Source organism: Acinetobacter sp. ANC 3813 (assembly GCF_002135435.1).
GTDB lineage: Bacteria > Pseudomonadota > Gammaproteobacteria > Pseudomonadales > Moraxellaceae > Acinetobacter.
In genome coordinates, this window is the sequence record NZ_NEGK01000012.1 from 1 (window position 1) to 26,392 (window position 26,392).

General features: G+C 43.0%; 39 protein-coding genes and 2 pseudogenes. 8 read left to right on the forward strand and 33 right to left on the reverse strand.

Translation table 11 applies throughout. The features are described from left to right. The 28 genes and pseudogenes from B9T34_RS15930 to B9T34_RS16065 form a co-directional block, all read right to left on the reverse strand. Positions 1-874, reverse strand: a pseudogene (locus B9T34_RS15930) (hypothetical protein); the annotation flags it as partial. 187 nt (positions 875-1,061) lie between these two features. Beyond that, a complete protein-coding gene (locus tag B9T34_RS15935; RefSeq protein ID WP_086214123.1) occupies positions 1,062-2,204 on the reverse strand; it encodes a hypothetical protein in 1,143 nt (380 codons plus the stop codon). An 18-nt stretch (positions 2,205-2,222) separates the two neighbouring features. Next, entirely contained in the window at positions 2,223-2,957 is a 735-nt protein-coding gene (locus B9T34_RS15940) for a helix-turn-helix domain-containing protein (protein ID WP_086214124.1), read from the reverse strand. Further along, on the reverse strand, positions 2,954-3,403 hold the full coding sequence (locus B9T34_RS15945; RefSeq protein ID WP_171265228.1) for a VRR-NUC domain-containing protein: 450 nt from the start codon (positions 3,401-3,403) through the stop codon (positions 2,954-2,956). Before B9T34_RS15945 ends, B9T34_RS15940 begins: the two co-directional genes overlap by 4 nt. Positions 3,404-3,752: 349 nt before the next feature. Beyond that, positions 3,753-4,031 (reverse strand): hypothetical protein, encoded by a 279-nt coding sequence (locus tag B9T34_RS15950; RefSeq protein WP_086214126.1) that lies wholly within the window; start codon positions 4,029-4,031, stop codon positions 3,753-3,755. Further along, positions 4,028-4,351: a hypothetical protein gene (locus tag B9T34_RS15955; RefSeq protein ID WP_139841279.1), complete on the reverse strand. Its 324-nt coding sequence runs from the start codon at positions 4,349-4,351 to the stop codon at positions 4,028-4,030. Before B9T34_RS15955 ends, B9T34_RS15950 begins: the two co-directional genes overlap by 4 nt. Positions 4,352-4,654: 303 nt before the next feature. Continuing rightward, on the reverse strand, positions 4,655-5,050 hold the full coding sequence (locus B9T34_RS15960; RefSeq protein ID WP_139841280.1) for a hypothetical protein: 396 nt from the start codon (positions 5,048-5,050) through the stop codon (positions 4,655-4,657). Beyond that, positions 5,037-6,065: a hypothetical protein gene (locus B9T34_RS15965; protein ID WP_086214129.1), complete on the reverse strand. Its 1,029-nt coding sequence runs from the start codon at positions 6,063-6,065 to the stop codon at positions 5,037-5,039. Before B9T34_RS15965 ends, B9T34_RS15960 begins: the two co-directional genes overlap by 14 nt. Next, a complete protein-coding gene (locus tag B9T34_RS15970) occupies positions 6,062-6,532 on the reverse strand; it encodes a hypothetical protein (protein ID WP_086214130.1) in 471 nt (156 codons plus the stop codon). Before B9T34_RS15970 ends, B9T34_RS15965 begins: the two co-directional genes overlap by 4 nt. Then, positions 6,529-6,837, reverse strand: coding sequence for a hypothetical protein (locus B9T34_RS15975; RefSeq protein WP_086214131.1), 309 nt, complete (start codon positions 6,835-6,837; stop codon positions 6,529-6,531). The genes B9T34_RS15970 and B9T34_RS15975 overlap by 4 nt, the downstream gene beginning before the upstream one ends. A gap of 320 nt (positions 6,838-7,157) precedes the next feature. Then, positions 7,158-7,535 (reverse strand): annotated as a pseudogene (locus B9T34_RS15980) (hypothetical protein); the annotation flags it as partial. After that, a complete protein-coding gene (locus B9T34_RS15985) occupies positions 7,532-8,089 on the reverse strand; it encodes a hypothetical protein (RefSeq protein WP_086214132.1) in 558 nt (185 codons plus the stop codon). The pseudogene B9T34_RS15980 and the gene B9T34_RS15985, both read right to left, overlap by 4 nt. Next, entirely contained in the window at positions 8,089-8,691 is a 603-nt protein-coding gene (locus tag B9T34_RS15990) for a hypothetical protein (protein WP_086214133.1), read from the reverse strand. The genes B9T34_RS15985 and B9T34_RS15990 overlap by 1 nt, the downstream gene beginning before the upstream one ends. Then, positions 8,684-9,070, reverse strand: a complete 387-nt coding sequence (locus B9T34_RS15995; RefSeq protein WP_086214134.1) for a hypothetical protein — start codon at positions 9,068-9,070, stop codon at positions 8,684-8,686. Before B9T34_RS15995 ends, B9T34_RS15990 begins: the two co-directional genes overlap by 8 nt. Positions 9,071-9,073: 3 nt before the next feature. Beyond that, positions 9,074-9,559 carry a hypothetical protein gene (locus B9T34_RS16000; protein WP_086214135.1) on the reverse strand — a complete coding sequence of 162 codons (486 nt, stop codon included), beginning with the start codon at positions 9,557-9,559 and terminating at the stop codon, positions 9,074-9,076. Then, positions 9,556-10,008, reverse strand: a complete 453-nt coding sequence (locus tag B9T34_RS16005; protein ID WP_086214136.1) for a hypothetical protein — start codon at positions 10,006-10,008, stop codon at positions 9,556-9,558. Before B9T34_RS16005 ends, B9T34_RS16000 begins: the two co-directional genes overlap by 4 nt. A gap of 34 nt (positions 10,009-10,042) precedes the next feature. Then, positions 10,043-10,348 carry a helix-turn-helix domain-containing protein gene (locus tag B9T34_RS16010; protein WP_086214137.1) on the reverse strand — a complete coding sequence of 102 codons (306 nt, stop codon included), beginning with the start codon at positions 10,346-10,348 and terminating at the stop codon, positions 10,043-10,045. Positions 10,349-10,361: 13 nt separating this feature from the next. Next, a complete protein-coding gene (locus tag B9T34_RS16015) occupies positions 10,362-10,781 on the reverse strand; it encodes a hypothetical protein (protein WP_086214138.1) in 420 nt (139 codons plus the stop codon). An 11-nt stretch (positions 10,782-10,792) separates the two neighbouring features. Continuing rightward, positions 10,793-11,143, reverse strand: a complete 351-nt coding sequence (locus B9T34_RS16020) for a helix-turn-helix domain-containing protein (RefSeq protein ID WP_086214139.1) — start codon at positions 11,141-11,143, stop codon at positions 10,793-10,795. Between the two features lie 10 nt (positions 11,144-11,153). Further along, the gene (locus B9T34_RS16025; protein ID WP_086214140.1) at positions 11,154-11,591 is read right to left on the reverse strand and encodes a hypothetical protein; all 438 of its coding nucleotides are present in this window, start codon (positions 11,589-11,591) and stop codon (positions 11,154-11,156) included. After that, positions 11,581-11,760: a hypothetical protein gene (locus B9T34_RS16030; RefSeq protein ID WP_086214141.1), complete on the reverse strand. Its 180-nt coding sequence runs from the start codon at positions 11,758-11,760 to the stop codon at positions 11,581-11,583. The genes B9T34_RS16025 and B9T34_RS16030 overlap by 11 nt, the downstream gene beginning before the upstream one ends. A 132-nt stretch (positions 11,761-11,892) precedes the next feature. After that, positions 11,893-12,456, reverse strand: coding sequence for a hypothetical protein (locus B9T34_RS16035; RefSeq protein WP_086214142.1), 564 nt, complete (start codon positions 12,454-12,456; stop codon positions 11,893-11,895). Further along, the gene (locus B9T34_RS16040) at positions 12,453-12,683 is read right to left on the reverse strand and encodes a hypothetical protein (RefSeq protein WP_086214143.1); all 231 of its coding nucleotides are present in this window, start codon (positions 12,681-12,683) and stop codon (positions 12,453-12,455) included. The genes B9T34_RS16035 and B9T34_RS16040 overlap by 4 nt, the downstream gene beginning before the upstream one ends. Then, positions 12,680-13,057: a hypothetical protein gene (locus B9T34_RS16045; protein ID WP_139841281.1), complete on the reverse strand. Its 378-nt coding sequence runs from the start codon at positions 13,055-13,057 to the stop codon at positions 12,680-12,682. Before B9T34_RS16045 ends, B9T34_RS16040 begins: the two co-directional genes overlap by 4 nt. A gap of 10 nt (positions 13,058-13,067) precedes the next feature. Next, positions 13,068-13,991 (reverse strand): hypothetical protein, encoded by a 924-nt coding sequence (locus tag B9T34_RS16050; protein WP_086214145.1) that lies wholly within the window; start codon positions 13,989-13,991, stop codon positions 13,068-13,070. A 10-nt stretch (positions 13,992-14,001) separates the two neighbouring features. Beyond that, positions 14,002-14,988: an ATP-binding protein gene (locus tag B9T34_RS16055; protein WP_086214146.1), complete on the reverse strand. Its 987-nt coding sequence runs from the start codon at positions 14,986-14,988 to the stop codon at positions 14,002-14,004. A gap of 2 nt (positions 14,989-14,990) precedes the next feature. Further along, positions 14,991-16,007: a hypothetical protein gene (locus B9T34_RS16060; RefSeq protein WP_086214147.1), complete on the reverse strand. Its 1,017-nt coding sequence runs from the start codon at positions 16,005-16,007 to the stop codon at positions 14,991-14,993. Positions 16,008-16,105: 98 nt separating this feature from the next. Beyond that, entirely contained in the window at positions 16,106-16,429 is a 324-nt protein-coding gene (locus B9T34_RS16065) for a hypothetical protein (RefSeq protein WP_086214148.1), read from the reverse strand. A 194-nt stretch (positions 16,430-16,623) separates the two neighbouring features. Here B9T34_RS16065 and B9T34_RS16070 point away from each other — a divergent pair, with 194 nt between their 5' ends. The 8 genes from B9T34_RS16070 to B9T34_RS16105 all read left to right on the forward strand — a co-directional run bounded on the left by B9T34_RS16070 (position 16,624) and on the right by B9T34_RS16105 (position 23,496). After that, positions 16,624-17,427 (forward strand): XRE family transcriptional regulator, encoded by an 804-nt coding sequence (locus B9T34_RS16070; RefSeq protein ID WP_086214149.1) that lies wholly within the window; start codon positions 16,624-16,626, stop codon positions 17,425-17,427. A 201-nt stretch (positions 17,428-17,628) separates the two neighbouring features. Then, positions 17,629-17,985, forward strand: a complete 357-nt coding sequence (locus B9T34_RS16075; RefSeq protein WP_086214150.1) for a hypothetical protein — start codon at positions 17,629-17,631, stop codon at positions 17,983-17,985. A gap of 5 nt (positions 17,986-17,990) precedes the next feature. Further along, complete coding sequence (locus B9T34_RS16080; RefSeq protein ID WP_086214151.1) at positions 17,991-18,818, forward strand: ERF family protein; 828 nt, start codon at positions 17,991-17,993, stop codon at positions 18,816-18,818. A 127-nt stretch (positions 18,819-18,945) separates the two neighbouring features. Continuing rightward, positions 18,946-19,605, forward strand: coding sequence for a ParA family protein (locus B9T34_RS16085; RefSeq protein WP_086214152.1), 660 nt, complete (start codon positions 18,946-18,948; stop codon positions 19,603-19,605). Between the two features lie 11 nt (positions 19,606-19,616). Next, positions 19,617-19,955, forward strand: a complete 339-nt coding sequence (locus B9T34_RS16090) for a hypothetical protein (RefSeq protein WP_086214153.1) — start codon at positions 19,617-19,619, stop codon at positions 19,953-19,955. Positions 19,956-19,997: 42 nt separating this feature from the next. Then, positions 19,998-20,555 (forward strand): hypothetical protein, encoded by a 558-nt coding sequence (locus tag B9T34_RS16095; RefSeq protein WP_086214154.1) that lies wholly within the window; start codon positions 19,998-20,000, stop codon positions 20,553-20,555. 846 nt (positions 20,556-21,401) lie between these two features. Next, positions 21,402-22,730, forward strand: coding sequence for a hypothetical protein (locus tag B9T34_RS16100; protein ID WP_086214155.1), 1,329 nt, complete (start codon positions 21,402-21,404; stop codon positions 22,728-22,730). Positions 22,731-23,130: 400 nt separating this feature from the next. Then, complete coding sequence (locus tag B9T34_RS16105) at positions 23,131-23,496, forward strand: hypothetical protein (RefSeq protein WP_086214156.1); 366 nt, start codon at positions 23,131-23,133, stop codon at positions 23,494-23,496. A gap of 122 nt (positions 23,497-23,618) precedes the next feature. Here the strand turns inward: B9T34_RS16105 and B9T34_RS16110 are convergent, their stop codons facing one another. The 5 genes from B9T34_RS16110 to B9T34_RS16130 form a co-directional block, all read right to left on the reverse strand. Further along, positions 23,619-23,897, reverse strand: coding sequence for a hypothetical protein (locus B9T34_RS16110; RefSeq protein WP_086214157.1), 279 nt, complete (start codon positions 23,895-23,897; stop codon positions 23,619-23,621). Positions 23,898-23,943: 46 nt separating this feature from the next. Then, positions 23,944-24,489 carry a hypothetical protein gene (locus B9T34_RS16115; protein ID WP_086214158.1) on the reverse strand — a complete coding sequence of 182 codons (546 nt, stop codon included), beginning with the start codon at positions 24,487-24,489 and terminating at the stop codon, positions 23,944-23,946. Positions 24,490-24,597: 108 nt separating this feature from the next. After that, complete coding sequence (locus B9T34_RS16120) at positions 24,598-25,464, reverse strand: glycoside hydrolase family 19 protein (protein WP_086214159.1); 867 nt, start codon at positions 25,462-25,464, stop codon at positions 24,598-24,600. Beyond that, positions 25,461-25,730 (reverse strand): hypothetical protein, encoded by a 270-nt coding sequence (locus B9T34_RS16125; protein WP_086214160.1) that lies wholly within the window; start codon positions 25,728-25,730, stop codon positions 25,461-25,463. The genes B9T34_RS16120 and B9T34_RS16125 overlap by 4 nt, the downstream gene beginning before the upstream one ends. A gap of 3 nt (positions 25,731-25,733) precedes the next feature. Continuing rightward, positions 25,734-26,249, reverse strand: a complete 516-nt coding sequence (locus B9T34_RS16130) for a hypothetical protein (RefSeq protein ID WP_171265229.1) — start codon at positions 26,247-26,249, stop codon at positions 25,734-25,736. Positions 26,250-26,392 lie beyond the last annotated feature (143 nt).

Below are 26,392 nucleotides of genomic sequence, written 5' to 3' on the forward strand. Positions count from 1 at the left end.
CTTCCCCCCTTCCCCCCCTTTCCCCCCCCCCAAAAGACCCCGCCAGCCCACCGCCATCACCGCCGCCAGATGAACCGCGCACGGCGTCAATCAGGCGCAATAACAAGCGATTGCGTTCTTTATTGCTGCGCGCTTCATTCTTATTCGCCTCCTCCTGTTTCTGAGGCAATATTTCATCCTGCTTGCTCTTCCTGATACGGCCGCGTATCAATCCGATAGCCTTGGCGCTCATCCCCCAGAAAACCTTCCCGACTGGCGAAACAACACTTGTCAGCTCTTTTACGGCGTCCACTGTCGGGTCAACCCCGCCAACATCGCCATGCATCCCATCCACACCGCGAAATGCCTTCCAGTATTTCTCCATTCTGCCGAAAAAGGACGAACTGCCAGCACCGCTATCATCCCTGCCGCCCTTTGGCAGAAAACGGCCATCTGCGCCACGCTGAGGCGTGCCACGGGGCGCTCCTGAACTATTTGCAGCAACTCCATCCGCCGCATCTTTAGATTTCTTCTTAAGACGCGGGGCCGTCTTATTCACAACATCCAGCGCCGTGTCTATTGCCTGTTCAGCCAGATCCGACGCGCGCTCTGCAGTCTGAATCGCCTGTGCGGCCGCATCCACGGATTTGCGCACCCGCTGCGCCGTATTCACCATGCCAGATGAGCCAGCATTGACAGACTTGCCGCCTCGGCTCTTTTTCTCAAAGCTGGACGTGAAAGCCTGCTCCATCGTCTGCGCGGAATTTTTCATAGATTCAGTGATGATTTTCAGAATCTGCTTGGTATTGTCCTCAGTCTTGACAATCCCGTCCGTCATTTCCGCAATACGGCGTTCTCCAAGTAGAAAACCCCGTGAATCTGCTCTAATCGCCATGTCAGCGCCTCAGTCAAAGCTGTTTTGCATATTATCCGCTGAATGAAAAAGCCCGCCCCGCTGAAATTCCCATAAAAAAAACCCAGCCTTTTCGGACTGGGTAATGCATTTGCATTGTATAGGCTTAAAGGCCGTTTAACTCCTTAAGCGTATTCCGCATGCTTGCCAGCTGCGGAATAAGTACATCTTACTCCATCTCATCAAACTCAACTTCTTCACTTTCCAGATTTGCTTCGGCCATACGTCGCTGCACTTCGCTATCACATTCCGCCTGCAGTCCGCCTGATTCAATATGACGACGCTTCTGGATAAGCTCCTCCCTGCGCTGGCGCAATCTCTCGCGCTGTGCCTCAAATGCCTCTTCATCCTCAAGGTCATCAACCAGTTTCGTCGTATCCACATCCCGCAGATCATCAATGCCGACCCCGCGCAGCGATAGCTCGAATTTAATCGACTCCCGCAGCGCAAAAGACAAGTCACTGAATACTGAAATAGCCCGTGATATGGCAGTCCCCTGCTTTTCCAAATCCCTGATTACTAGGGACGGGCAATGCCTCATAAATTTATCAGAAGTCAGCAGCTGAGTATTCAGCATGTAATTATCCAGCAGCACGCCGCCGTATCCATTTACTGACTGCATGGTCCTGCGGGATTTTAAGATCACTTCGGCCATGTCAGCAATGGCTGTATTGCCGCTAACCATGAGTTTTTCAATCTGCGATTTTTCGGTTTTCATCGCATCAATCATGGCGTAATAGTCATCCGCAGAACACTCTACATAACGTTGGTCATTATATTGAATTTCAAGATAATTTTCTTCTTCATCATCCGCCAATCTTTGAGTGACTCTTATTGCATTAGTGACATTTTTTTTGATCTTTTTTAAAGCTGCGTCACTTTTCGTCAGAAGGTGTTCTACGCTCTTCCAGTCTTCCGCTTTCGCTTTGGCGGCTATGGATTGAACAGATGGAAAGTCTACGCACTGCAGTTCATTCTGGACAGTCTCTTTTAAGCGCTTATACGCTATCTTTGGATTGCTTTCATAGACATTTCTAACACACAGCCAAAAGTCTGTATCATAATGAATTTTAGTATCTTTTACGCTTCCATCATCTTTTAACTTAATCCATCCCTCTTTTTTTCTTCTGCGCAAAACCGTGCTTTTTGAAGGAAATGGCTGCCCCTCAAGATCATATTCTATGGTCAGTAATTCTTTAATTCGCTCATACGACGGGCTTGCTTTTGATTCATAAAGCGAACGAATTTCGCGCCACACGTCAAAGTCATGGCGCTTGCTCACATTTATTGAAACTTCATGCTTTTTTGGCATGTTTAAGCCTATCCCAATTTATACTGATACTGTTTCGTCTTTAACGACTGTCATCGTCATTTTTTTTGTGGCGCTTGTATCCTGATCCTTATCAAGCATCGAAGCCATATTCAGTTCAATTTGACGCATCTGGCGCGCAAAATAGCGGTCAAATTGCTGGGTTTTGGTCTGTAAGTCATATATAGCGTCCAGCAGATCGCCGTACTGTGCGCGGAAAACCATGTCATGCGCATATTTTAGCGCCAGATCTACACAGCCCTTGGCTGACTGTCGAAGCAATTCGCCCTGATACGGCGGTAAATGCCTCAGCGATTGAGCCATGCCCTCACAAATTGTACTCGTTGCATCCATCACGCTTTCACGCACAGAACGGAATACAAGCCCCGCCATCTTGGCCTCAATATTCCCCATCTCAAACTCATCAGTGAACCCAAAAATAAACTCTGGACTGCACCCGTAAACGACACACGCCTTATACACTGATCGAAGCTCAATTTTATTCGTCCCGCTTTCCATTTCCGAAATGCGGTTAGGCGACATATTTTTATTTTTATATCCCCAGATTTGATACATAGCATCAGACCGGCTTAATCCTGAAATTTCACGCGCCAACTGCAGATTATGACCAACACAAGCATACAGGCGGCGGTCAAATTCCTTGGCATCCGTTCCGAACTTATACTGATTATCAAATTTTTGCCCTGTTTCCGCTTCTATGCTCATCGTTAAAGCATTTTTTTCTGATTCGCTCATAGCCCTATTCCCAAATATTTAAAAATTTCTGTAACTGCATGCTGTTCACTTCGGCAAACAACAACCTTATGGCCCTCTTGGCGCAGCAGCGAAATAACCGCCTCCTGCGATTCACTTAAACGCCCTTTCTCTGTTTTCATTTCAACGAAAAGGCTGTGATACGGCGCGCGTGCAATAAATAGATTAAAATCTGGCATACCTTTTTTTACGCCTTCCGCTTTCATAATCCCAGCCGTCTTTTCGCTTCTGCTACCGCCGTTTGGAATTGAATAGGTGTAATCAGCAATAAACCCTTTTTTGTACGGAATTTCCCCCAGCGTCCGCATAAGTGAACACTGTATGCGTGATTCCGACTTATTTTTAGACTCTATGGACCGGTATTCTGCACTGCTCATACTGCTTGGACCTGATTTAGCACGCGGCCGCTTCAAATCAGTTTCAGTCATTCTGTAAGAGCCTCTTTCCCGTGCTGGCATTAGCTGAACTCCATTTATTATGCGATGACGCATAAAATGATAATGCATTTTATGCAATAAAGTTTATTTATCGCATAAATAACGCATAATTTATGCTTAATTCGGGCATTTCTAGCATTTCACTTCCTGATTACACATAAAAAAGGCCGCGTATGCGGCCGTTTTATGGCTTTGGGAAAAAGAAGGGAAGATTACCGCTTAGGCTATTTGGTTCAGTGCTGTCCAAGGACCAAAATTAATAAAATTAAAAGCACGGCTATGACTTGATAAATAAAGCGCACCTCTTCACGGCGCTGCTTGCGTCTGAACTCATTCATGGCTATCCATCCTCGCTATTGAAGTCGATCAGCTTAAGTTCATTTCTATCTTTTAATTTTTGAAGCAGTTTCCCGCCAGCACGGCCTAAATAAACCCAGTTTATATATCCAGTCAGTGCATATGATTCATATACACGGCCATTTTCTGACACTGCAAGCACCGAAATAATTTCTTTTAAATCACCCTCTCTCATCTCATGCGCATAATATGTACAATCTTTAGCGGTATTCATCTTTTGAATATTGCCTGCTATCTGGCTTACCTGTATTTTTTCAATCATATTTGCCGCAAATCCTTTTCAGTTAATCCACTTCTTTTAAGGCCGTATTTCTTAACATATTCACGGCGTTCCAATATGGTAATCAATGGCGTTGATTTAGATATCTCATGCGGATAGGCACAAATTCCGCCCTCTCCCTTGTAATCAAAGTGAACAACATGAATCATTTTTGGATTGTAATCTGGTAAGCCTGTAATTCGCATATAATCCCCACGGCGGCCAACATATCCCGCAGGATGGCAATCTCCACCGTCATCGAATATATCCTTAGTCAGCCAGACAAATTCGCCTATAGCAAAATTTTCTTTATTCTCATTCACGGCCATACCCCCACAATACGGTCCGTCATGAATGCATGTATCTCGGTTATCCCCACGAAAAACAATAACGCTTCTAACAAATCGCCTTTAATTGGCCTGCGCGTTACTGTCTTTTTTTTATTTCGGATTTTGTACGCAAATTCTTTCTTGAATCGTATTTCTTTAGTCATTTTGATTCTGCCGTAAAATGAACAACGTGTTCATATGAACATCATGTTTAAATGAACATTATATCTATCTGCTCAATCTGTCTATGCTTTAATCATTCTCGCCCAGCATAAAGCGCTTATCCGCTAAAACTTTTCATGCCTTGTACACCGCATCAATCAGCCGTTTAAATTCCTTGGTATCGTTTAAAACAGCCTTGTAAATAAACGCACTGTTTTGATTTCCCCGTTTGAGCATCCGATCATAAATGCGCTGATACTCCATGACATGATTATCCAGCAATGAACTGAACTGATTTATCGTCACTGATAATTCATCACGTCTTTGCGTCAATTGCTCTATTTCGCGTTCCAGATCTTCCCTTGATTTAGACTTAGGTTCATCAAAACACCCGCCAAATACGCAAGCCTGTGCCTCAATACAGGCCGTTGGGTAGCCGCTTTTGCATTTACATACGGCGGCCGCCCATCGGTCATGATCTGCACTCGCTAAATCAGCCTCAGTTATCTGAGTTAATTTATTTTGGCTCATATTCTTCATTAAATACTAGATTCAAAAAAGCTTCTGCCTCTTCATTCGCTAGAAGCTCTTGCGCCTCTGTCTCTTCCCCGTTGCAAATCGTGGCTAAATCTTCATCTGAGAAATTAAGAGCCGTATTCACACGGGCCAAATACTCCTGATCTAATCCAGTCATCCAGCGCCACAGCAACACCTCTTTTTCAGATAGCGGCTCTTCACGATTAATCATGCCGTTATCCGTCCACAGCAATAATGCTGCACGGCGTATATTCGGGAAATTGAGAAAATAATTTGAAGCGTTTTTCTGTTCTTCCTCATATTCCACATAACTTGCGCATTGATCTGCTTCATGCGCATTGATCTGTTCCATGTTGGCCGCCAGAATCTTTTCTGCCTCTTCTGGGGACTCACACATTTTTAATGCGCCTTCCATTGAACCGTCTGTTTTCATCTCATAGATGCAGTAAAGTCGCTTTTTGCTGATATTGGTCGTGCTAATGCAATCTATTTGAACAATACCTCCACACCCTAATTCATGCTCACTCACAAGAGCTGGCACTTCTTTCGGATCATGGGTAAAGTTTTCAGGTTCTTCTGCATCTTGATACAGCACAGATACGGCACTTTTATCAATCACAGCAAACCCGTCAAAATCCAGCCATGATAGTGAATTTATGATCTCCATCAGCAAAACGTCATCAGCTGGGTATTCGTCATGATTAAATGAATCCGCTATTTGACTGTCCCATTTACGGGCGCGGCGATAAAATGCTTTAGCAATCTTAAGCAATGTATCGTTTGGCAATAGATCAATGCCTATTCCCTTTTTCTGATTCTCAAAATCCCCAAATAAATAACCAACTACTTTCTTAACTGACGGGGTACAGATCCCACTTTTCAGCCCACTCCAAGTAATAAAATTCCCGTTTTCATCAAATTCAATACGCATGCCATTAATTTGCGTCGAATTACCACGCTTCATTAAAGCCAATGTATCGCGCGCCTTATCACGATCTATATAATTCATGCCTCAGCCCCTTTTAAATGAGGCAAAAACGCATAGCATTCCACTGTGTCTTCATCAAATACCTCATCACCGTAATTGGCTACGAAAACATATTCGTATTCAGGTTCACGCTCATTATCGTTTTCGCATTCCCATTCCCCGCAGCATTCGCATGGATTGCTTGGTTCTGCTACTTCACGTCGCATATACCAGCCGTGATGTATTCCGCCCTCATAACGTGTTTTAAATATGATTTCACGCGAAATATCATTACTTCCGTCCTCCTGTTCATAGAGTTCAGGCGGTTCACTCGCATCAATCCACTGGTTATCTATCAGTGCGGCCGCAAACTGGTAAACGTATTCATTCAGGTCCTCACGGCCATCCTCTTGAGCCTTAAGCTTAAAGCCGTTTTCCAGTGCCAATTTCTGAACCAATTCGCGGAATTTTGGCTCATTTGCTAAATCTTGATTTTGTTCTATGTTCATTTTTTAACCCTGTTTTTTTCTGTTTGATTCGGCACTAATGCCGCCCATTGATACATATCAAATAATGACCCCATTAATGCGCCACAGTGCGGACAGCGCTTCCCACCGCCACGCAATGACCACTTGTAAGCATCAAAATGACCCAAGCAAAAACCACATTCAACGGCATAATATGAGCGGCCATGCTCTTGATAATCCCCGCGAATTTTTGCGCTTTTTTTCACCACGCCAGCTGCTAGGTTTTTTTCTGCACTGTTGAACGTATCGCTAAAACGAATTGGCTTAAGTTTTTTAATTTTGCTCATTTTTTTATTCCTGCACTGCGGTCCATACGATCAATTTCAGCCAACAATAAAGCCGCTGCACGCACTAAATCTTTACGCGGTGTTTTTGGCTTCCAAAAATCAAGGTCCCACGGCCAAAGATCAGGCGCTTCCTCTGATTGATATGTTTCAGGCGCTGAATCTTTAAAAGTCCATTGCCGTGCAATAACATGCCCCGCATAGCTAACTGCAGCTCTTGGCAGCTCATTCTCTTTATAATCATCGTCATGCTCAGATGAATAATGTTCCTTCTCTATTTGGCGCTTACGCTCAGCCAGAACGTCATGAATGGCTGGCTCTAAATAAAACTGCTTTGCCTCTTCAAAATCTGCAGTCACTATTTCAGCGCCATCAGATCTTAAGCAATGGACAATTTCCCCAAATTGAAAGGCAATTTCAGCCTGTTCCATGTTTTTGCACTGATATATAGGTTCATTAAACCAATCTTCTGTATAGTACATATTGGCCGCATGCTCTTCCGCCGTACCCTCCCATTTTTGCACCTGACAATAATCGTCAAAATTTTCAATTAACAGTCTATTGCCTTCGGCTTCTATCATCTTGCGGATACGCTCTAAACCGCGCTCTGCAATCTCTTTACTGATAGCTGGCTCTTGTTCATGCGGGCTATCACCCTCTGGGCGTATCCCTACGCACCACAATTCATTTAATTCACTCATTCGCCTGATCTCATTGGAAGTAATATGCCGTGAATACGTTCATTAATTTCGATATACATAGACCCGTTTGTTGTGGTCGGGTATAGCTTTGGGGTTAAAACCCTCAGATAAACTGCGGCCGCTTGGCGAAATGCCAAAAGGTAGTCCAAATTAAAGACTGGGAATGCCTCAGCTGTATATTTTTCGGGTTTTGGAATATCTACCCCTCTAATATTTGGATATTTCCCCTCTATCGGTTCAAACAATTCATAATTGTTTTCATGCTGCAGAAGCCAAAACTGTTCATCTATTTGATGCAGCTGCACATACTCAATTGAATCTCTTTGGCCTAGTTTTTTAGCCAGTGAAATAATTGAACTTTTCGGGATGACCAGCTCCAAATCTTTTAAATCTGGTTCTTCACAAATTAAAGCCATCCTCCCATTACATCCTGCTACCATCCCCTGACCCACATAAACACCGCATAAGTATTTGCGCACGTCTTTATTTGCAGTCATCAGCAGACACGCCCGCAGATCTTTATAGCGGACGGCATACGTTTTTTTAAATTCCATTAACTGATCTCCATCAGGCTTTCTTTTACTTTTTGTTCAGTCTTAAACGCATTGATTACTTGCTGAACGCAAGCCAAAAGCTTTTTTCTTTGCTCATTGGGCAAACACATTGTTTCCCCGTAATACCATTCATCACCGCAGATGGCTTCCATCACGGCGCAATCATCGCCGTCCATGTATCGCCACAGCTCCCCGACCCCTTCAAAATGTTCTTGCCGGCTTAAGAAGTCATAAACACTGCGCAGCCGCTCTTTACTGACTAAACCTTTGCGTCTAAGTTCCTTCAATTCGCTCATTTTATGGGTTTTTAGCCACGCCATGAGTTCACCCAGTGTCTGCAGCGGACGGGTCCATTCAGACTTAAAAAGCCTGTCTTCCAGATATTCCGATGACACACCCGCAATAAATTCAATAAAGGTTTTAGGGCCTACACACGGGAAAAAATGGCTGCCTTGATTATCATCACCAATATTCACAGTAATTCGGCCACCGCCAGCACTGTACTTATTGCAAGGCTCTATGATCACTGTAATCCAGTCCGCATACTGTCCGCCTCTTACGTGATAAACGTCTGCACTGGTTTTGCTGATAATTTCAGACATTGGGTTCCCCTGACGGTTTTGTGTAATACAACTCACTCGGCAGACGGAAATTTCTTTTCATCCAAAAATCAATATATCCAGTACCTTGCCAGCCCCAGCAATTTCGCTCTTTAAAGCCGCCCATATATGCCTGTGCCTTGGTCGCCTGAAACACCTGTCCAGAACGATGCACTAAGACTTCCTCACCCTCGGCAGGCAGAATCACTTTTGCATCCAGCCAAGTGCCTTTTTGCCACTGCACCCAGCCTGCAGTAATTTGCTCTGCAGTGATTTTGGGGAAATTCGGCAAATTTCTAAAAATAGTCGCCTCTTGGTTCTTCCAAAGAATTTCTGTAACGCCGTATACAGCCAGTAAATGCGCTTCATAATCTTTAATCATGGCTCAACCTTCCAATTCGTTTAAATTTGGAACTGCAGGATGATCACGCCATGCTTTTACATCTTCATCTTTGATGAATGTATAAAAAGACTCGCATTCGCTGCTTGTATCAAAGGCCCAGCCTGTATAGAAGTACGTCACATCATCCCACTCATCTGATCTGGGCTTAATGCCGTATCCTTGAGCCGCATATTCAGAAGCGTCTTCAATATTCATTTCATAGCCATTGAAATATGTTGCTTCACGCACAAACAGCTTTTGCTCTATGACGCTATCCAGATTCTCAAAGACAATTAGAAATGTCTCTTGCCCACCTTCCGAAACATCAGGCTTATTTCCTTTGCGCCAATACATGTTAATCATGGTATTCAGCAGTATTGGCATGCGCTGCATGAAGTTTTCCGCAAAAATAAAGCTTTGGCCTTTACATACGGCGTTTGTTAGCCCAACAACATCAGGACCCATTTTCATATTTTGAATATCAGTCATGCCTGTCCTGCCTTTTCTTTTTGTTTAGCCGCAACATTTTCAGCAATTCCCCATGCACGCGCGCAAATATTGTTCATAGATGTGCGGCGTTCATTCAGCCATTGATCACGGAATGCCTTTTTATCTGCTTCATTCAGATCTTTCTGCTTCAATTCAAACAATTCGCGCTGATCCGCACCGCCAATCATTACCCCGTCAAAAATTTTGATCATTTCGACTGCTTTTTCTTCAAAAGCCGCCGTGCTGCATTCTTCAAAATTTCGATTGAACTGCTCTAAAAACCATTCATCATGCCCGCCAAAAAAAAACATTGGCACCTCATGTTCACAGTCCAACCCCTTTAGAGCGTATTTCCCTGAACCCAGAAAACATACCGCCACGGCGGCCAGTTCCAGCGAATCTGCGACCAATGTGCATTTATCACTTGGATTAATAATTTCAAATAACATATTGTTCCCCTTCCCTAAATTGTTCTTAATTGGATTAAACGCGCGTCCAGCGCCAGCCTGTTAGATCCAGATCAGTAATGCGCTTTCTCAAAGTGCCGCGGTTCATACCCAGTTTTTCAGCTGTATCGGTCTGGTGTCCTTTGTTTATCTTCAAAGCGCCATCAATCAGCAGACGATCTACAGCATCAAACAGCTTGTTTCTGGCCGTACCTTCATGCTGTTCCAGAAACTGCTGAAACAGTAAGCTGTTCTCATTAATCAAAGCACCTAAATGGCGGTCTATAAGCTCTAAAGTCTTTGTTTGCGCTTCCATTGGTGCTGCTTGTTCCATGTGTTCCATGTGTGGTTCCTTATCAGTCTTTAAAGTGTGATTTCAGTGTGATTTCTACAGGCTTAATTTGCCCGCCATCTAAAAAGCGCTGTCCGCTGATCAGGCGCTTTTTTAATTCCTTGTAAGTAATAAATTCGTGTTCCTGTACGGCGCATTTCATACGGTCTTTTTCAATTTTCCCCGTGTTTATGCATACACCCCATGAAATATTCATCCCTCTGCAGACAGGACATCCCAGCCGTGTCATTCCAGATACCGCCCCGCATGCTGGCGCTAAGCATTTGGTATAGTCCGTCAAGACGACAAAGCAGCCCTCACGCTGACTAAATTTAGCCAAGCGAATGCGCGCTTTATAAATCCTGCGTATAGACTTTGCTAAAGACTTCGGTTTTATTTTCGGAATCTTGGCAAACAATTCCTCTAACCCTTTCCCCATGCTCATAGCCTTATCCCTTAAATATTGTGGCTTGCGCTCAAAGCACGCTGAACCAATGCATAAATGCGCGGGTTATGACTTTCCGCTGCGCTAAATCCAAGCTCTTGCGCCATCTTTCGGATGCGGTCCTGCGGAATGCTCGGCTCTTGCACAGCCATAACCCGCAGTGGATGAATCCCAAGGTATGTGCAAATAGACTGCACCTCATGACACAGCATGTCCCGCACACCGTCTTCAACTCGCTTATAGCTGCGGCGGCTAATCCCTAAATACGCGGCAATCTCAGTGGCGCTGACATACTTTGATTTGCGGATGACTTCAATACGGCGGCCACGCTCTTTCATTTTCTGCTGTTTATCCAGTTCCATTTCAGCCCCGTCAGAATTGATATGTCGCTGCCAAAGCCATTTTTTCAGCTTTGTCCATGCTAAAAATCGTCAGCATTGCCGATGCATAATGACCATCACTATGCACAGCAATAAATTGCGAACGGCTGCGCACAATAGGCAGACTTAAATTGATTTGATGATGCTGATACATGCCAAAGCGGTCGGCAATTCTCATCATTTGGTTCTGAAACAGCTTGCCTTCATGTTCAAGTACGACTATTGCGCCGTAACATGCCTGTTCCTTGGGATTAAAGGCGTCATATTCGCCGTCATCGTCGTGTATCGTCGTTTTATGGCACGGGAATACATTTTCATTCAGGGTCTGCGCAATTCCTTCTGCACGTCCTTTTCCAAGCCAGTCATAATTAGTTTTTACGTCAGTGCGGAAAGGACAATTCCCACACGGCGCTCTAAGATCAAAATTCATTGGCGCCCCGCTTCATTTCCTTGTTTGCAAAATCAATTGCCATAACAAAAAGAATCAATTCCACTGAAAGCGCGCCGCGCAAATGAGCAAAATCATGCGTTTCCGCAAAATTAAGCGAACAAATGGCGAAGTACAGAAGGAACACAAACAGCAATAAAATATTATTCATTTCGGCAGTTCTTATTTGGCTGTATTATGCGATAGAGTATAATTTGAATTAAATATTATGCGCAAGTGCATAATTAAAAAATAAAGCCCTTTTTTTAAAGGGCTTTGGAAGGTTTTTAGATTGTTTTTTGAATCAGCATTCAAATACGGCGTCCGTACCCTGCTTTTCTACAATTTCACGTACATCATCCAGACTAATTAAAATCTGTATTGCCTCTTCAATACTATGGTATGAATCTATCCAAATGCGCACGCCTACAGCGCGGCCAGTCCACCACTCAACACGACTTAAATCACTGTTTATACGGTAATAATGATCTGATACAGCGTTATAAAAATCGCCATGCAAAGGACGTTCTGCAAGCAGCTGGCGCAGCTTATCCATGCCCAGAATTTCCAATGGATAGCATTTTGCGGCCATCATTCTGAAATCCATTGCTGAAAAAACGCCATTTGTCAGAACATATTCATCCCAGTGCTGATAAAGAATATTCATTGATTCATATTCATCAGTATCAGGGTTATAGCACTTTGGAGACTTTTGCCCGATGCTGCCGATATGCTTCTCATGCCAGATAAAAATCGGCTCACCTTCATTAAAATTAATGAAGCCCGCGCACTTCGGCAAGTGCTTAAGAAGCTGCAGCGTTTCATCTTTATTATTTAAAATTTCGTTTAAAATTATATTGTTAATCATTTAATAGCCTTCTTTACCGTTCCTTTTGCCTGCGGGAATTGTTCCAGCAGGCGCAGTATTGCATCGGCGGCATCTGTGCTTTCAATCACACCAGACTGCTGCTTTTTTTGTCCTTTGTGCTGATAAGTCAGTGCATAAGAAAACTTATGCACAATTTCTTCAATCTTATGCACAGGGTTATAAGCATTATGCGTTATCGCATAATTTTCCTGTTTTTTTTGAATCAATGCTTGCTCCAAAGTAAACCAGTTGAATTTCTGTACGGTGTACGGCGCTCCCGCCCATAGCTGGAATTTTTATGGCTGTCTGCTTTCATCCCATAATCCAGATCAGACAGCTTCACCACTGTTGGGTATAAGACCCGCTCATTCTGGACAATTCCATTACTGATAAACCTGACCATACAAAAGCCCTGACTGTCCATTAGGCCGACATTTACTGCATAGCGCCCTGTATTCATTTCAAAGTATTTAGCCCCGTCAGGCTGATAATTCAAAATCTCTGATATTACTTTTTTACCGCCCAAAATACCGACCAAATGGCGGTTAAACCCAGATGCAAATTGTGAAATCGGCATGTTATGCGGATTGTATATTTCCATATTCCCCCCTTTACGCAGCATCACCGCATTCATTCATGGTTCTAAATGTTTTTTCTGCCACACTGTACTTAATGACTGGGACAAAATGCATCGCCAGCTGAGACATCCCGCCCATCAATTCAGGCTCGTACAGGCAATAAGCGCGTTTTACGCCTGCATTCAGCAAACGGTCCGCACAGTTTGGACACGGCGCATGATGTCCAAATGAAACAATGTCCCCAGTCGCATCAGGGTCCTGCTTAGGCAGATTCAGCGAAGCGAATAGCAGCGCATGGACATGCGGATTCAATTTGTCGCATACGTGTGATTTCGCCATGTTTGATGAGCCAAAATCGAAGCCAATGGACAGGATTTTGTATTTATCGCCGTATTGTCTGCAGATCAATGCGCCGTCATGATTTCCCCTGTCCGCGTTATCACGCACAGCATCAGCCAGCTCGATAACCTCTTCAAAAGTGTGAAGCTTATTTTTTATGTTTTTTTCCATGTATACGCGGACATCTATTTTCTCCACGCTATACACTGCAGTTTTGGACTCTATTTCGCATTCCCGCACCGCTGACGCAATCTTATGCGTCTGGTACTTAATCATTAGATAGATGCCATCACCTTTAGCATCGGCCAGCCCGCGCAGGATATGAACAGGAATATTCAATTTCTTGGATAAACGGCCAATACGGCCCCCGCCTTTTTTAACGAATCGCTTAAATTTTGGAAACTCTTTGGTGCATTCTGATTCCAGTGCTTCAATATCCAGCTGCGCGCGCTCAATAGCATTGATCAGTTCCACTGACAGGCGATTTTCAGCGACCAGCTTATATAAATCATCACGTTTACGGCCAAGCGAATCAGCAAGCAAAGTCATGCGGCCACGGCGGGCAGCAACCCATTTATTAATGCGCTGGCATCGAAGTACGGCACTTGTATTTTTCATAAATAGCCCCTCAAAACACTTCTATTTCATCAGTGCCGCGTTCTGCCGTTCTATAGCCAGACCAGTCAAAATTCGCAACAATAATGCGGTTTTTCTCAAAAAAACGATCTACAGAACGCGCGCCGATTGCATGAACCAGATCATCAGAATGCAGATTCGTCGTGATAATCGTCGGCAGGCAGCGCTTATAGCGCTCATCAATAATGTTTGCGTATACATCCAGCAGATGCGCATGACCGCTGCTGACCAAGCCAACATCATCAATGCACAAAATGCCCTTTGCGCTGTATCTGCTGACAATCTTCTGCACCGTGTCCGTATTGCCTTTATCCCATGAGGCCGTGATTTCATCTTTCAAAGCCGGCTCACTCAGAAACTGCACAGAAAGCCCGCCTTTCAGCGAAAAATCTGCCTCATCTGCGATATTGGCGGCCATCGAACGGCGCACAACTTCCTGCATCAGTATGCTTGCGAATAAAGTCTTGCCAGTCCCCATATTCCCGCTGAACAAAATGTTCTTGGCATTCCGGCAATCGCCTTTTTTCACTACATCTTTGACATAATTAATAAGCCGCGCCGCTATAAGGCCCTGTTTTTCACTGCGCCCCATATCAACTTTAGAAAACTGCTTCCCCAAATGGTTTTCAGGAATGCCTGCGCTTTTGACCGCCTGCTTATAAAATGCCTTTTCTGCAGGACCTAATTTGCGCTCACGCTTATCTTTGACACAGTGCGGGCAAACAATATCCATATCCGATAAAAATACAGGGACCTCCAACACGGTGTTTTTATGCAAATCACACTTCACATTGACTTTTTTCAGCATCTTGGCGCCGCTGAAACTCTGCTTTTTCACCAATTCCCGATCTTGCTCAGTCTCTTTTTCTGACAGGCATTTAGGGCAGCCCTGTACACTTTCAGCTTTAAACTTCTGGTATTCACCATGCAGCAGGCATGAATGAATCACTCTCTCAGTGTCATATTGCCTCGGCTCCATCTCTAAAAACCCTCATCTTCAAGCGTCTGCTGAAATACAGAATCGACTTGAAAGTTTTCTGCCGGCTTAACGTCAAAAGGATTCATTGATTTTGCAGGCTTTGGCTTGCTTTGCGCCTTGGCAGGCATCTGCATATACACACCCAATGCGCGCAGACGGGCAACGTGTTTAGCGTACTGGGCAGGCGTGTTTTTAATGCCAATCAGGTAAACAACAAAGTTTTTAATACGCTGTGATTCGCTCACATTCCCGTATTTTTCATGGCCCTGATTGAAGTCAATCAGAAAGTTATCCAGCTGCTGCTGACTGACTAAGAATGTTTGCATTCCTGCCATGCATAGGCGGGCTTTGAAATCAGGATTGTCCATCTGCAGATGCCAGCGCTTTAAAAGATCGACCCTGCCTGCTTCTGGCTTTTTGTCTTCCGCTGAAACTTCACTATTACTATGAATATTAGTATTTCTTGAATCATAGTTATTCTTAGTGTCGGGTTTTCCGCTTACGGGTTTTCCGTTTGCGGACTGGTTCACGTTTCCATTGTTCTGATCACTCACAGCGCTATCTCCATCAATTGCCAATGAAAGCTGAGGCGAATCCTCCTGCTCTTCTTTACCCTTCATTCCCGCCATGTCCAGCTCGGCCAGCACTTCACCTGTGCTTTGCTCATAGACCTGATACACCACACGGCTGAATTGGCCCTGCACGTCCTTCTGCTGGAATTTACGGATATATCCTGCGGCTATCAGTCGGTCTATCATTCCGCGTATAGCGTCGCGGCCTTCTTTGCTGAACTTCACCAAGGCATTGATGCAAAGAAAATGGTAGTCGGTCCATGACAGGATCTGGCAAAGCAGTCCGCGCTCTGAATGTCTTAAGTTCTTATCCCGCAGCATGCGGTTAGAAATAAGCGTGTATGGATTGGTTTTATCGTGCGGCGCCCTGAAAATATTTTTATGACGGTCAGGCGTACCATCAGACAGCATTTTTTCAATAATGCTGCCGTTAATGAGGCTAGTCATGTGGATGAATCCTTTATCGCTTTGCATACCCTAAAATCGGGCGTATTTTTATGTGACGCATATCACACTTTGTTAATATGCGTTAAAGCATGTGCTATTTATGCTGCTTTTAAATCGGCCTCTTTTTTGGCTTCTGCTTGGTCATAAACCCATTCCCAATAGTCAAAAAAGATGGATTCTTCCGATAAAACGCCGTTGGTGTACTGGCTGAAACGGCGGGCAACTTCCAAGGGGACCAAATTCACCCCCTGCATGTATTTACTGATTTTTCCTTGATGGCATTTCAGCACCTGTCCCGCTAGTGTCTGATTTTTAAAATAAACCCGTATTGCGTCACCAAAGGCTTTCACCGCTTGCTTACCCTCTGGCGGCAAACGGTCATACATGATGGTTTCTTTTGAGGCTCTTTTTGAGGCTTTCATAATCACCCTATGCACTAATGCAAATAATTATACTTTTACGCATAGAATATTATTCGTAAACGCATAAAGTGACAAGCTAAATATTTACACGCCGTAACCTTAGCCAATTGTTTAATATGCGCAATATTGCATAATGTCCTTGTTTTATATGTGATATTGCATTTTTTTTAAGAATTTAAACAAGGATTGCATAAATGAATAGCGCTCGCACAGCAGCCCAAGATCATGAAGGGAATACACTTCTTGATGATCTGGGCGAAACTGAAAGCCCTGAAAAGCTTTCTCATGAAATAACTTATGCAAAGAAAGGGTATGGGGTTCAAACAACACCGCGCCCACTTGGAGCTGTCCGCCTTGAAATGGCTATGAGTTCCGCAGGGATCAATCAAACGGAACTTGCTCTATTAGCAGGGGTTACACAAACAACGATCAGCAGAATCATCAATGGGGAAACAATCAATTCTAAACATCTGCCGAAAATCGCCTTAGCATTGAATAAAGGGGTTGACTGGCTTTCTGGCGCAAATACAGCAGAAACTAGCGCAGCGACTATCACGGGCAATAAACTGATTATTGATAAAAACCTGTTCATTTTGGTGCCTCGATATAAGGGATATAAAGATGGGGAAGACGGGCATATCATTGGCCGTGATATTGAAACAGATGACACACGCATGCTGCTGTCCAGCTCAATACCTGAAACTATAGACAAAGACAGCCTGAATTTTTATATCGAAAGTGAACGCGCAATGCATCCGATCATTACTATCGGCGCAACGGTTTATTTTGAAAATAATTGGGTTGCGATTGCCAGCGGGGATATATACGCCGTCCGCATAGGCAGCCAGATCACAGCGCGCAATTTATTCACTCAGCCAAACGGCGATATTTTAATGCGTGCTAAAGAATCAGACTTCCCTGATTTCACAATCCCCAATATCGAAGCCAAAAAATATGTACTTGGCAGGATTATATTTGTCACCAATAAATTGTCATAAATCGACTTAAATGGTTATTTCCTAGCAGCCATTATTACATTGAACAATTTTTAACAGAAAAAAACAGCCTTTATACAGGCTGTTTTTTTATGCTCTATCGCATAGCTGGCTTACTTATCGCAATTTTATTATACACTATTGCATAATTTTATGCGTTTATGCATAATGGTTATTCATTAAGCAAATCTAGCCATAGCAAACATGAAAAATATATTAAATTCAGCAACAAACGCCAATGATGTGCAAATCATTGCTCCACAGCAAGAAAACCTTAAAAAAACCCGCAAAAGCAAGTATAGCGCGGTTCAGAAGGTGCTTTTAACAATCCGCGCATTTTCTGTTTTCTTCACTGAAATCGGCCTAACTGCAAAAAAAATCACATTAATCTTTTGCTTTAGCGCATTTCTTACTGTTTCCTGCCTTGGTTTTTGGTTCGGCATCATGCGCGCGCTTGATATTGAGGCCAGCGCACAGGAACAGGTCATGCTTGATTATAAAGTTGAGCTTAAAAATGATGATAAATCAATGATTAAAACCAACCGATTTGATAAGGATTAATCAAAATGAATACTCAATATAACCAATCACAGCAAAGCGCTGTATCAGCTCCTATTGGCAATGAAGCTCCATTCTTGCAACTCACCGCATCAGATGATTGCAAGCCGTCTTTAAGCCACGGTATCGCCGTGCTGGATGCGATTAAGAATATCAAGCGCGACCTGCTTATTCATGGCGGTGTAAACAAATCACGGCGCACTGAATCCAATAATGATAAGTTTAATTACAATTACCGAAGTATGGGTGATATTTACAAAGTGATTAATCCGCTTATGGATATGCATAATGTTATCTGCTTCCCGCATACAGAATCTGCTTCCTGCAGTAAATATGTGAATGGAAAAGGCGATATTATGTTCAAGGTTTTTGTATCTATGCGCTTCATATTTGTCAGCACCACAGATGGCTCAAGCTTTGAAGTCTGTGTAATTGGTGAAGCGAATGACCCTAGTGACAAAGCTATCGCCAAAGCGACCACAGCAGCCGAAAAAATCCTGTATGAAAAAACTTTCAATATCACGTCTGAAATTGAAAACGGAACAATTGCAAATCAGCAAAATAAAAGCAGCGTCCAGAAAAAAAGCTGGAACAATAACGGCCAGAAAAAAAGCTGGAACAATAACAGCCAGCAACAACCCGCGCAGAATAACGCACAGCCTCTTGCAGAAATGGCCTCATTGCATGCAAAAAATGCACTGGATGAGCGCCTGCGCAAATACGGGACCACTTTGATTGAATGCATCCAAGCGCGGAATTTAAATTTTAACAGTTTGACCCGTCAGCAGCTGGTACAGATCCAAACTGAGTCCAGCAAGAAATTTAAGAATAAATAACGCAGCCTGCCCGTTTTAAAGCCATCATCTATTGATGGCTTTTTTTATTTTATATACTATGCATTATGTTCATTTAAACATAATGTTCATTTGAACATCTTGTTTATAAAATACTGATAAGGATAAAATGATGACTAAAATTATTTCAGCCACACAGCTTAAAGGCGGCACAGGGAAATCCACAATAACAGCCAATCTGGCAGGGTATCTTGCCATGACAGGCAAAACCGTCCTAATCATTGATGCAGACGGGCCAACACAATACACCGCTTATTCATGGACTGCGCTTTTTTCTCAAAGCGGATTGAAAGAAGCTGATAAGGTCACTGCAGTTAAAGTTCTAACCACAGACGAATTAATTGCGGTCCTGCAGGAAAATGACGGGAAATTTGACTTTATCCTCATTGATTCACCGCCTCGAATGGCCGAAATAATGCGCGCGATTATCTTTGTATCAGATCTTTCGCTTATTCCGTTTAACGTGACAGGACCTGATATTTGGGCGCTGGATGACATGATAGAATTATTAAATGAAGTCAAAGAAGCCAAGCCAGATACTAATTTAAAACTGGTTATTAACGGCTTAAAAGACAAAGCAAACGCATGGCAAACACGCAGTTTAGTTTTAAAAACTTTTGACCTCCCTTACATTCAAACATCACTTTATGAATACGACACATATCAGGCTGTCATTGGCAAGGGCCTGCATGCAGCTGGATACCGTATCCATAAACCAAAAGAGCAATTCACTCAATTTGCAAAAGAAGTTTTAGCAGCAATCAACTAAGGAACTCCCCCATGTCCAATATCGCAATCAAAAAACCAGCAAAAAATGAACCCGCAGCGAACCGCTTCGCTGGCGCCAAGCTCTTTGCATCTGGCGAAACAGAAGCTTTAGAAGACACTGCCCCTGCAGCAACGGCTAAAGAAAAAAAGAACACCGCCACTGCTAAAAAGGATCGGCCTAAGCTAACTCAGCCAAAACTGGAAGAGACAACCCGCGAAAACTTTGATATGCCAATCAGCCAGCGTCAAGAAATGCTTGAACTACTGGTGAACTCTAAAAAGTTCCGCTACAAGCGTGATTTTCTTATTCAGTGTGTAGCAGACGGATTGAAAAAGTACAAAGGACAATAAAATAACAGGGCCGCAAGGCCCTTTATAACAAGTGAGCTTTAAATGAGTAAAATAGCCAAATTATTACCTGAAAATATTTTCAGCAAATTGCTTAAGCCGGCAAAGGATAACGGACGCTTCATTTTAAAACCGCCAACGGCCGCACAGCTTGCATCAGGATTGATTCAAATAAACAATTCGCGGTATGACACGCGAACCATCAATAAATTATTCAGAAATACAGATTTTAATCTTATAGATCCAGACAGCGCACCAATGGAACAGATCAGCAAAATGTGCGTTTTGGCTCATCAGCGGAAGTTTATACCTGTATTTTTTGCATCTGAATGCAGTGAAAATAGCTTTAATTCGCTCTCATTTGGCGTATTTGAATCATCCAATCCAAGCGGTATAGAATTGAATCTTTTTGCCTTTGCATCCAAACAGCGCGATATTATGGACATTGAAGACAATATGGAGGCAAGGGACTCATACAACAATAATGTTGTGGATAAATTAAATGACCTCTTTGCAATTCATGGCGGCGTCAACTATTCAATCATATACACCATCCAAATTAATGAAGAAAAAGAGCCAATTGAACTGCCAGAAAATAAGTAAAATTTAAGCTTATTTTTTACTCAAATCAAGATCAAAAAACATGCTGAAAAACTCACTGCAAAAATGGCATGTTTTATTTTAAGGTTTTTCATTTTTTCAATAACATATTCAATAAGTTATAACACTCCCAAGACAAGGTTTTGTCTTGGGAGTGTTTTTTTACTGTCTTTTTTTAAAGCAATTTAAGCTCATTTTTTAACATGATAATTCACATATTGTTTTAAGTGAAAACAAAGAATCTATAAAAAAAGTTTTCAGCTGGACAGGACTTGCTGCGCCGTGCCATTTTCTGGTTAAAAGTTTAAATTCAAAAGCGCTGCATGTTCTGTCAGCATCCAAGCGAACGACGAAAAAAGATACACAAACAGCCTCAACCAAGCGCGGAAGGATGGCACAAATGCAAAAATCGAATCAGTGTATATGTGTGTGCGTTTTAGATAATATTTTTAATTTTTTTTGTTTTAAGGTTTTCCGTTTTTTTAATAACATAATCAATAATTTACAAAACTCCCAAGACAAGGTTTTGTCTTGAGTGTGTTTTTTATGCAGCTAAAATTCAAGTGTTTTCGTGATGGCAATTACCGCGAAAGCCGTGCTATTCAAGGCTTTTCGCCAAGACAAAAAGCTGTCTTAGATATCCACAGTTTTAAATTTAAAAAAAACAGCTGCTTACAAAGACAGGATTTTAAATCCAAGACAGAAAAATAGTCTCAAGACAAAAACACTCACTTTTTTGTCTTAAAAACTAGATTTTGTCTTGAAAAAGTATTATTGTCTTTCAATCTTAAAAATATACAGCCAACCTTATACGGTGCGCGGCATACAGCCCGTCCGAAGGAATAAAAAATGCAGGATTCTAAAAGCCAAACGGGGTTTAAAGTTTTTGATGCCATGATGGGCAGCGGAAAAACCACAGCCATTATTGAAAGCATCCGCAATGCGGACCATGCTCAGAATTTTCTATATATCACTCCCCTGCTGGATGAATGTCACCGCATATCAGGTACTAAATACGATCCAGAAGATTCGTTTAAGCGCCCGCTGATCGCCACGCATGATGATACAAGTGTGCATTATCAATATGAAGATTCGCCACTTAAGAACAGAAGATTCAAACACCCCAGCTACAAAGGCGGGAATAAAGCTGAAAGTCTGCAGTACCTGATTAAAAACCGCGAAAATATTGTCAGCACGCACCAGCTATTTATGAACCTGTCCCCGTCCATGCTGAATGAAGCAAAGGACTATATTCTAATCATTGACGAAACAATTCAGGTCTATGACGTATATTCTGAATATACGTCCACTGAACTTGAAGCCTTATTTCGTCTGGGCTGGATTAAGATAGATGATGACAATGTAACGCTGCGCTTTCAGCGCGGAAACTTTGGCGATAACGGCGGCGACCCGACTGGGACTAAATACGAAACATTGGCGACCATGTGCGATTTGGGCCAGCTGCTCTATGTGGACCAGAAATTAATCGTCTGGGAACTCAGCATAGATACCCTGACCGCGTTTAAGGAGGTCTGGATTGCGACGTATATGTTTGACGGATCTCAGATGTCCGCTTATCTCAGCTCATACGGCGTTAAGTGTGAAATGATTCGTTTCGGTACAAAACCATCTGAAATAGCGCATCTCATTAATCTGTCAGATGATAAATTTATCAACTCGATTGGTGAAAAAACCACGGCGCTTAGTTCCAGCCAGTACAAGTCAAATAAAAAAGCCGTCTGTGACCAGCTTTCAAAAAATTTAGACAATTTCTTCCGAAATAAGTGCAAATCAAAGAAAAATGACCGCATCTGGACGTCATTCAAAGAAGGATGCACGGCCATTGCTGGTACGCGCTATCGTGACGAATGGCTGGCATTCAACACCAAGGCGACTAACGACTATAAAGATCGTAAAAATGTTGCCTACCTCCTCAACCTGTACCCGAATCCAATGGTTGTTAAAGCCTCGGCAATGAAAGGCTTCCCCGTAAAAGAGGATATTTTTGCACTCTCTGAAATGGTGCAATGGATTTGGCGCTCAGCCATCCGTGAAGGCCATCAAATTAATGTTTATGTTCCTAGTTCACGCATGCGCACGCTGCTTAAGCGCTGGCTGAATGATGAGTTTGAACTAAGCGCCATGCCCACTGAACAATTAATGCTTGATTGCGTGTAAAACTATACAGAATGCTCTGTATGCGTTTTTCATATGCGCCATTGCATACTTTAGCCTATGTAAAATAAAGCGCCTCTTAGGACCTCTGAGGCGCACACAAAGCAAAGTACCGACATCTTAAAACTTTATGCATAATTGAACGCATAAAATGATAAAAGGGCGATTTCAAGTACACAAACTGTACAGTTATTGCATAAACGGTATTTACTGCATTGATTTATTTCTATAAAATGCAGATTCCTTTCAAAGATTATCCTTATCAGAATTTCTGCGAAAGTTGCCCGCATCGCTATGGCTAGTCATGCGGGCATAATTTTGTCTGCATTTTATCCATTCCCTGAATACTTTTTTAAATTGATCGTTTAAGATCAAATAATTACTGTATAAAACGGGGAATATAATGAAAAAATCAATCTGCATGCTGTCCGCAGCGCTCTTTATTTCATGTTCAGCACTGGCCGAACTTCCAAAAATTGACACTTCACTGCTCAAGCCCAGCGATTTAAGCAAAGAATACTGTGAAAAAAATGCAGATCTGATCGGCTATTTGACGGTAATGAATGGAACATGCAATTTCACAATGGGTAAACGTCAAAACAATCAAATTGGCGGCATTAATAAAGTCTGCATCAATAAACTGGGGCAGGACCGCATCTATGACGTAACTCTGGCAGGCATGCAGGCCGCGCAAAGCGATTTAGAAAATTATGAGCGCAAATCAGTCTGCCAAGGTATTCGCAAAAGCTATAAAGATTTTTATAATTAACTGTAAAAACAATAATTTATTTAAATATGCATATCTGCATTAATTTATGCTTTCATGCATGAAAAAAGTGAACCGTCGTACAGATTGTTCACTTTTTTTCATTTGCGTTCTGGATCTGGATTTTATTCTAATATTTCGGCAATTCTCAGCACTTGCACGCTGCTGACGCCCGTTTCCAAAGCATCTTGAATAGCCGCATAGTGCGGATTTCTAGGGTCATAGCCCAGCATAGCCCGCTGGTTGGTCTTTGTGATGGTCATTGGCTTGTTATAGCAGCCGCGCTTGAAGCGGCCGACTATCAGCCCTATGTCTGGATATGCACCCGTATCAGTGCGGAAATCTTCAACACCTTCATACTGCAGTCCGCTTTCATTCGCTAAAATTTCGGTAATGTTTGGCATTGTTTTATCCCGCCGTTAAAACCCGCATTACGCGGTCTTTTAATATTTACACCGCATATAGGTCTACTTGATACGGCGCACAGACTCTCACATAGTTAAATTCATTATTAGATTGAATTGTGAAGCTAACTGTTCCCGCAGGGGTTTCATTATTGACTGTATAATTGACAGTTTCCCACGGACCTTGCGCGTCTCTTGAGATACTCACATTCAGAATTTTATTTTTCGCATCAGCCAGCAGCTTCGCCAAACTGATAGGCGGTACAGGCGTCAGCCTCACATAAATTGAAGCAAACTCAAAGTTCTGGCATATCAATTCTACCCCTGCCTTAATCCGCAGGACCTGAACACTCGGCAGGCCAGCATCCAGCGCATCGGCTATGGCCGCATAAGCGGGGTTTTCAGGATCATAGCCCAGCATAGCCCGCTGATTGGCCTTTGTGATGGTCATTGGCTTGTTGTAGCAGCCGCGCTTAAATACGCCTGTAATAGCGCCAATATTTGGATAAGAGCCAGTTTTAGAGCTGGCATCTTCTACACCTGAATATTGCAGCCCGCTCTCATTCGCTAAAATTTCGGTAATGTTCGGCATTGCCTTCACTCACAGTAAAATATGGCTCATTGTGAAGGATCTGGCAGGCGCCTTTTGCGCCGTATTCCAGATAAAAAAACCCGCATTAAGCGGGCTTTCTTCCAATCATTAAGGCAGGACGGACCATGCCTTTTTAAACAGCGCTTGGCGCTCTTCCAGCCCATTTTTACCGCCATTAACAATGACACAGGACTGATTGAAATCGCCCTTATTGACTGCGCCGCTGCAGGAATTTCGCGACCAAAACCATAGCGCAGATTTTACTGAATATTCAGGTTTAACGATAAGTTCAGGACTCTTAAGCAAGGTATCCCCTGCACCTATGCCAATACTGCAAAGCTTGTAATTATCACGGCCAGTCAAATGCATTGGACCGCCGCCACGGTAATTAAATCCGTCATCATTATCTTTGCTGTTACCCATACGGCCGCCGTAAACAGTATTGGCGATAGCAGCAGGGCCACGGGCCGCAATTGCCTGTGCGCTCTGTGCTGTTTTAAAATATTTAGGGAATACTTTCAGCAGGCGCTCTGCCCGATAGTTCATATTTTCGCGCAATTCACTGAACCCTGACGATTCATGCAGAACATTGGCTAGAAAGCCGCACAGATCGGCTTTGGTTTTGACATGATACGTTGCGACGGCCGCATTAATCATAACTGCAAAACCAGAAACAGCCTTAGAATGCAGGCGTTTCAGCATTTCATCCGTCAGCTGGGGCGCTGGCAGAAGTGAATTGAAGCCAGACATTGAACCGCCGCCAAAATCCCCATCAATGGCACCGAAATATACGCGCTGTTCAGCCAGAATCCCCTGAATTTCACGGGCCTGTTTTTTGAATTGTTTGGTCTTTTCTTTCAGGTCCAATACGGCGCTATAGCTAATCCATCCGATTTGCCCGTCTATTGCGCCGCCGTATAAACCCGCCGTTTTCAGAATCTTTTGAATCTCTTTTAATGCGTCTTTTTGGTTCATGGATCGCTTTTCCTGTTAAACACGTTTACTGTATTTAACAGGAATAAAAATGCCTGATTTGTCAGGATTCCAGCTAATAGCGCGCTGCCTAAGAGCAATGCCGCCGTGTATGACTCAATCGCAATAAATGCACCGATCAGGACCACGCACACAATAATCCAATTGCGCTTGCATGAAGATGACGTATCAATAACTTTGTCAGAAACAAAAACCACTGCAATCGCAGACAGCGCAATTGCTAAACCGATGATTACATGAAGTGTCATAGCTTATTCCTCCCGATCATCAAAGCTCTTATTGATCTGGTCTATATCCGATTGATTAACCGATAGACGCAGCGAAGCAGCCTTAATGGCAGCAGCGTGAATAAGATGCGCGATTGCAGGAAATACAAAAGATACGGCGGCGACCCATAGCAGAATGATTGGCCCAATATCTTTTTTTGTTGAAATGTAATAAATAAAAGCCAAGCTCCCGCCAGCAATAGACAGCAGAAGCTTTATCCATTTTGGATAAGGACGTGGCCCGTATTTAGGCGTTGGATAAAAAACCCCGACAATTGAACCGATAACCAGAAAAACCAGACTTGCCAAGATCAGCATGAAATAGCTGTACGTCACTGCAAAACTGCGCAGTGAGTCATTACTCAATACATGACCATGCATAGCGCTTGTCTGCGCTAAACGTGTACTGCCAGCCTGTGCCAAATCAGCTGCCAAAGGCATCGCCACCATTAGAAAATATCCGATAGCCTTTGACACAATCCCTAGTTTTTCAATCATCATATTCGCCTGCCGTTAAAACACTCTTAGATTTTTTTAGAAATATTCTCTAAATGCGTTTGAATGTTTAAAAGCATTTGAACATGGTTTTCATTTTGCAATTTTTTGATTTTCCAGCCTCCTTTGCTGTAAAAATCCCCTATCAC

Bases quoted from the DNA above. Each gene is read 5' to 3' on its own strand.
- B9T34_RS15965 (WP_086214129.1), bottom strand. From the start codon at position 6,065: ATGAATTATATAGATCGTGATAAGGCGCGCGATACATTGGCTTTAATG.
- B9T34_RS15935 (WP_086214123.1), bottom strand. From the start codon at position 2,204: ATGCCAAAAAAGCATGAAGTTTCAATAAATGTGAGCAAGCGCCATGAC.
- B9T34_RS16055 (WP_086214146.1), bottom strand. From the start codon at position 14,988: ATGGAGCCGAGGCAATATGACACTGAGAGAGTGATTCATTCATGCCTG.
- B9T34_RS16100 (WP_086214155.1), top strand. From the start codon at position 21,402: ATGCAGGATTCTAAAAGCCAAACGGGGTTTAAAGTTTTTGATGCCATG.
- B9T34_RS15995 (WP_086214134.1), bottom strand. From the start codon at position 9,070: ATGATTAAAGATTATGAAGCGCATTTACTGGCTGTATACGGCGTTACA.
- B9T34_RS16010 (WP_086214137.1), bottom strand. From the start codon at position 10,348: ATGGAACACATGGAACAAGCAGCACCAATGGAAGCGCAAACAAAGACT.
- B9T34_RS16050 (WP_086214145.1), bottom strand. From the start codon at position 13,991: ATGAAAAATACAAGTGCCGTACTTCGATGCCAGCGCATTAATAAATGG.
- B9T34_RS16115 (WP_086214158.1), bottom strand. From the start codon at position 24,489: ATGCCGAACATTACCGAAATTTTAGCGAATGAGAGCGGGCTGCAATAT.
- B9T34_RS16025 (WP_086214140.1), bottom strand. From the start codon at position 11,591: ATGAATTTTGATCTTAGAGCGCCGTGTGGGAATTGTCCTTTCCGCACT.
- B9T34_RS15945 (WP_171265228.1), bottom strand. From the start codon at position 3,403: ATGACTGAAACTGATTTGAAGCGGCCGCGTGCTAAATCAGGTCCAAGC.
- B9T34_RS16005 (WP_086214136.1), bottom strand. From the start codon at position 10,008: ATGTTATTTGAAATTATTAATCCAAGTGATAAATGCACATTGGTCGCA.
- B9T34_RS16015 (WP_086214138.1), bottom strand. From the start codon at position 10,781: ATGAGCATGGGGAAAGGGTTAGAGGAATTGTTTGCCAAGATTCCGAAA.
- B9T34_RS16085 (WP_086214152.1), top strand. From the start codon at position 18,946: ATGATGACTAAAATTATTTCAGCCACACAGCTTAAAGGCGGCACAGGG.
- B9T34_RS16020 (WP_086214139.1), bottom strand. From the start codon at position 11,143: ATGGAACTGGATAAACAGCAGAAAATGAAAGAGCGTGGCCGCCGTATT.
- B9T34_RS16110 (WP_086214157.1), bottom strand. From the start codon at position 23,897: ATGCCAAACATTACCGAAATTTTAGCGAATGAAAGCGGACTGCAGTAT.
- B9T34_RS16060 (WP_086214147.1), bottom strand. From the start codon at position 16,007: ATGACTAGCCTCATTAACGGCAGCATTATTGAAAAAATGCTGTCTGAT.
- B9T34_RS15950 (WP_086214126.1), bottom strand. From the start codon at position 4,031: ATGATTGAAAAAATACAGGTAAGCCAGATAGCAGGCAATATTCAAAAG.
- B9T34_RS15985 (WP_086214132.1), bottom strand. From the start codon at position 8,089: ATGGAATTTAAAAAAACGTATGCCGTCCGCTATAAAGATCTGCGGGCG.
- B9T34_RS15940 (WP_086214124.1), bottom strand. From the start codon at position 2,957: ATGAGCGAATCAGAAAAAAATGCTTTAACGATGAGCATAGAAGCGGAA.
- B9T34_RS16095 (WP_086214154.1), top strand. From the start codon at position 19,998: ATGAGTAAAATAGCCAAATTATTACCTGAAAATATTTTCAGCAAATTG.
- B9T34_RS15960 (WP_139841280.1), bottom strand. From the start codon at position 5,050: ATGAGCCAAAATAAATTAACTCAGATAACTGAGGCTGATTTAGCGAGT.
- B9T34_RS16090 (WP_086214153.1), top strand. From the start codon at position 19,617: ATGTCCAATATCGCAATCAAAAAACCAGCAAAAAATGAACCCGCAGCG.
- B9T34_RS16035 (WP_086214142.1), bottom strand. From the start codon at position 12,456: ATGATTAACAATATAATTTTAAACGAAATTTTAAATAATAAAGATGAA.
- B9T34_RS16075 (WP_086214150.1), top strand. From the start codon at position 17,629: ATGAAAAATATATTAAATTCAGCAACAAACGCCAATGATGTGCAAATC.
- B9T34_RS16130 (WP_171265229.1), bottom strand. From the start codon at position 26,249: ATGATGATTGAAAAACTAGGGATTGTGTCAAAGGCTATCGGATATTTT.
- B9T34_RS16125 (WP_086214160.1), bottom strand. From the start codon at position 25,730: ATGACACTTCATGTAATCATCGGTTTAGCAATTGCGCTGTCTGCGATT.
- B9T34_RS15975 (WP_086214131.1), bottom strand. From the start codon at position 6,837: ATGAGCAAAATTAAAAAACTTAAGCCAATTCGTTTTAGCGATACGTTC.
- B9T34_RS16120 (WP_086214159.1), bottom strand. From the start codon at position 25,464: ATGAACCAAAAAGACGCATTAAAAGAGATTCAAAAGATTCTGAAAACG.
- B9T34_RS16000 (WP_086214135.1), bottom strand. From the start codon at position 9,559: ATGACTGATATTCAAAATATGAAAATGGGTCCTGATGTTGTTGGGCTA.
- B9T34_RS16045 (WP_139841281.1), bottom strand. From the start codon at position 13,057: ATGGAAATATACAATCCGCATAACATGCCGATTTCACAATTTGCATCT.
- B9T34_RS16105 (WP_086214156.1), top strand. From the start codon at position 23,131: ATGAAAAAATCAATCTGCATGCTGTCCGCAGCGCTCTTTATTTCATGT.
- B9T34_RS16030 (WP_086214141.1), bottom strand. From the start codon at position 11,760: ATGAATAATATTTTATTGCTGTTTGTGTTCCTTCTGTACTTCGCCATT.
- B9T34_RS16080 (WP_086214151.1), top strand. From the start codon at position 17,991: ATGAATACTCAATATAACCAATCACAGCAAAGCGCTGTATCAGCTCCT.
- B9T34_RS16065 (WP_086214148.1), bottom strand. From the start codon at position 16,429: ATGAAAGCCTCAAAAAGAGCCTCAAAAGAAACCATCATGTATGACCGT.
- B9T34_RS16070 (WP_086214149.1), top strand. From the start codon at position 16,624: ATGAATAGCGCTCGCACAGCAGCCCAAGATCATGAAGGGAATACACTT.
- B9T34_RS15970 (WP_086214130.1), bottom strand. From the start codon at position 6,532: ATGAACATAGAACAAAATCAAGATTTAGCAAATGAGCCAAAATTCCGC.
- B9T34_RS15990 (WP_086214133.1), bottom strand. From the start codon at position 8,691: ATGTCTGAAATTATCAGCAAAACCAGTGCAGACGTTTATCACGTAAGA.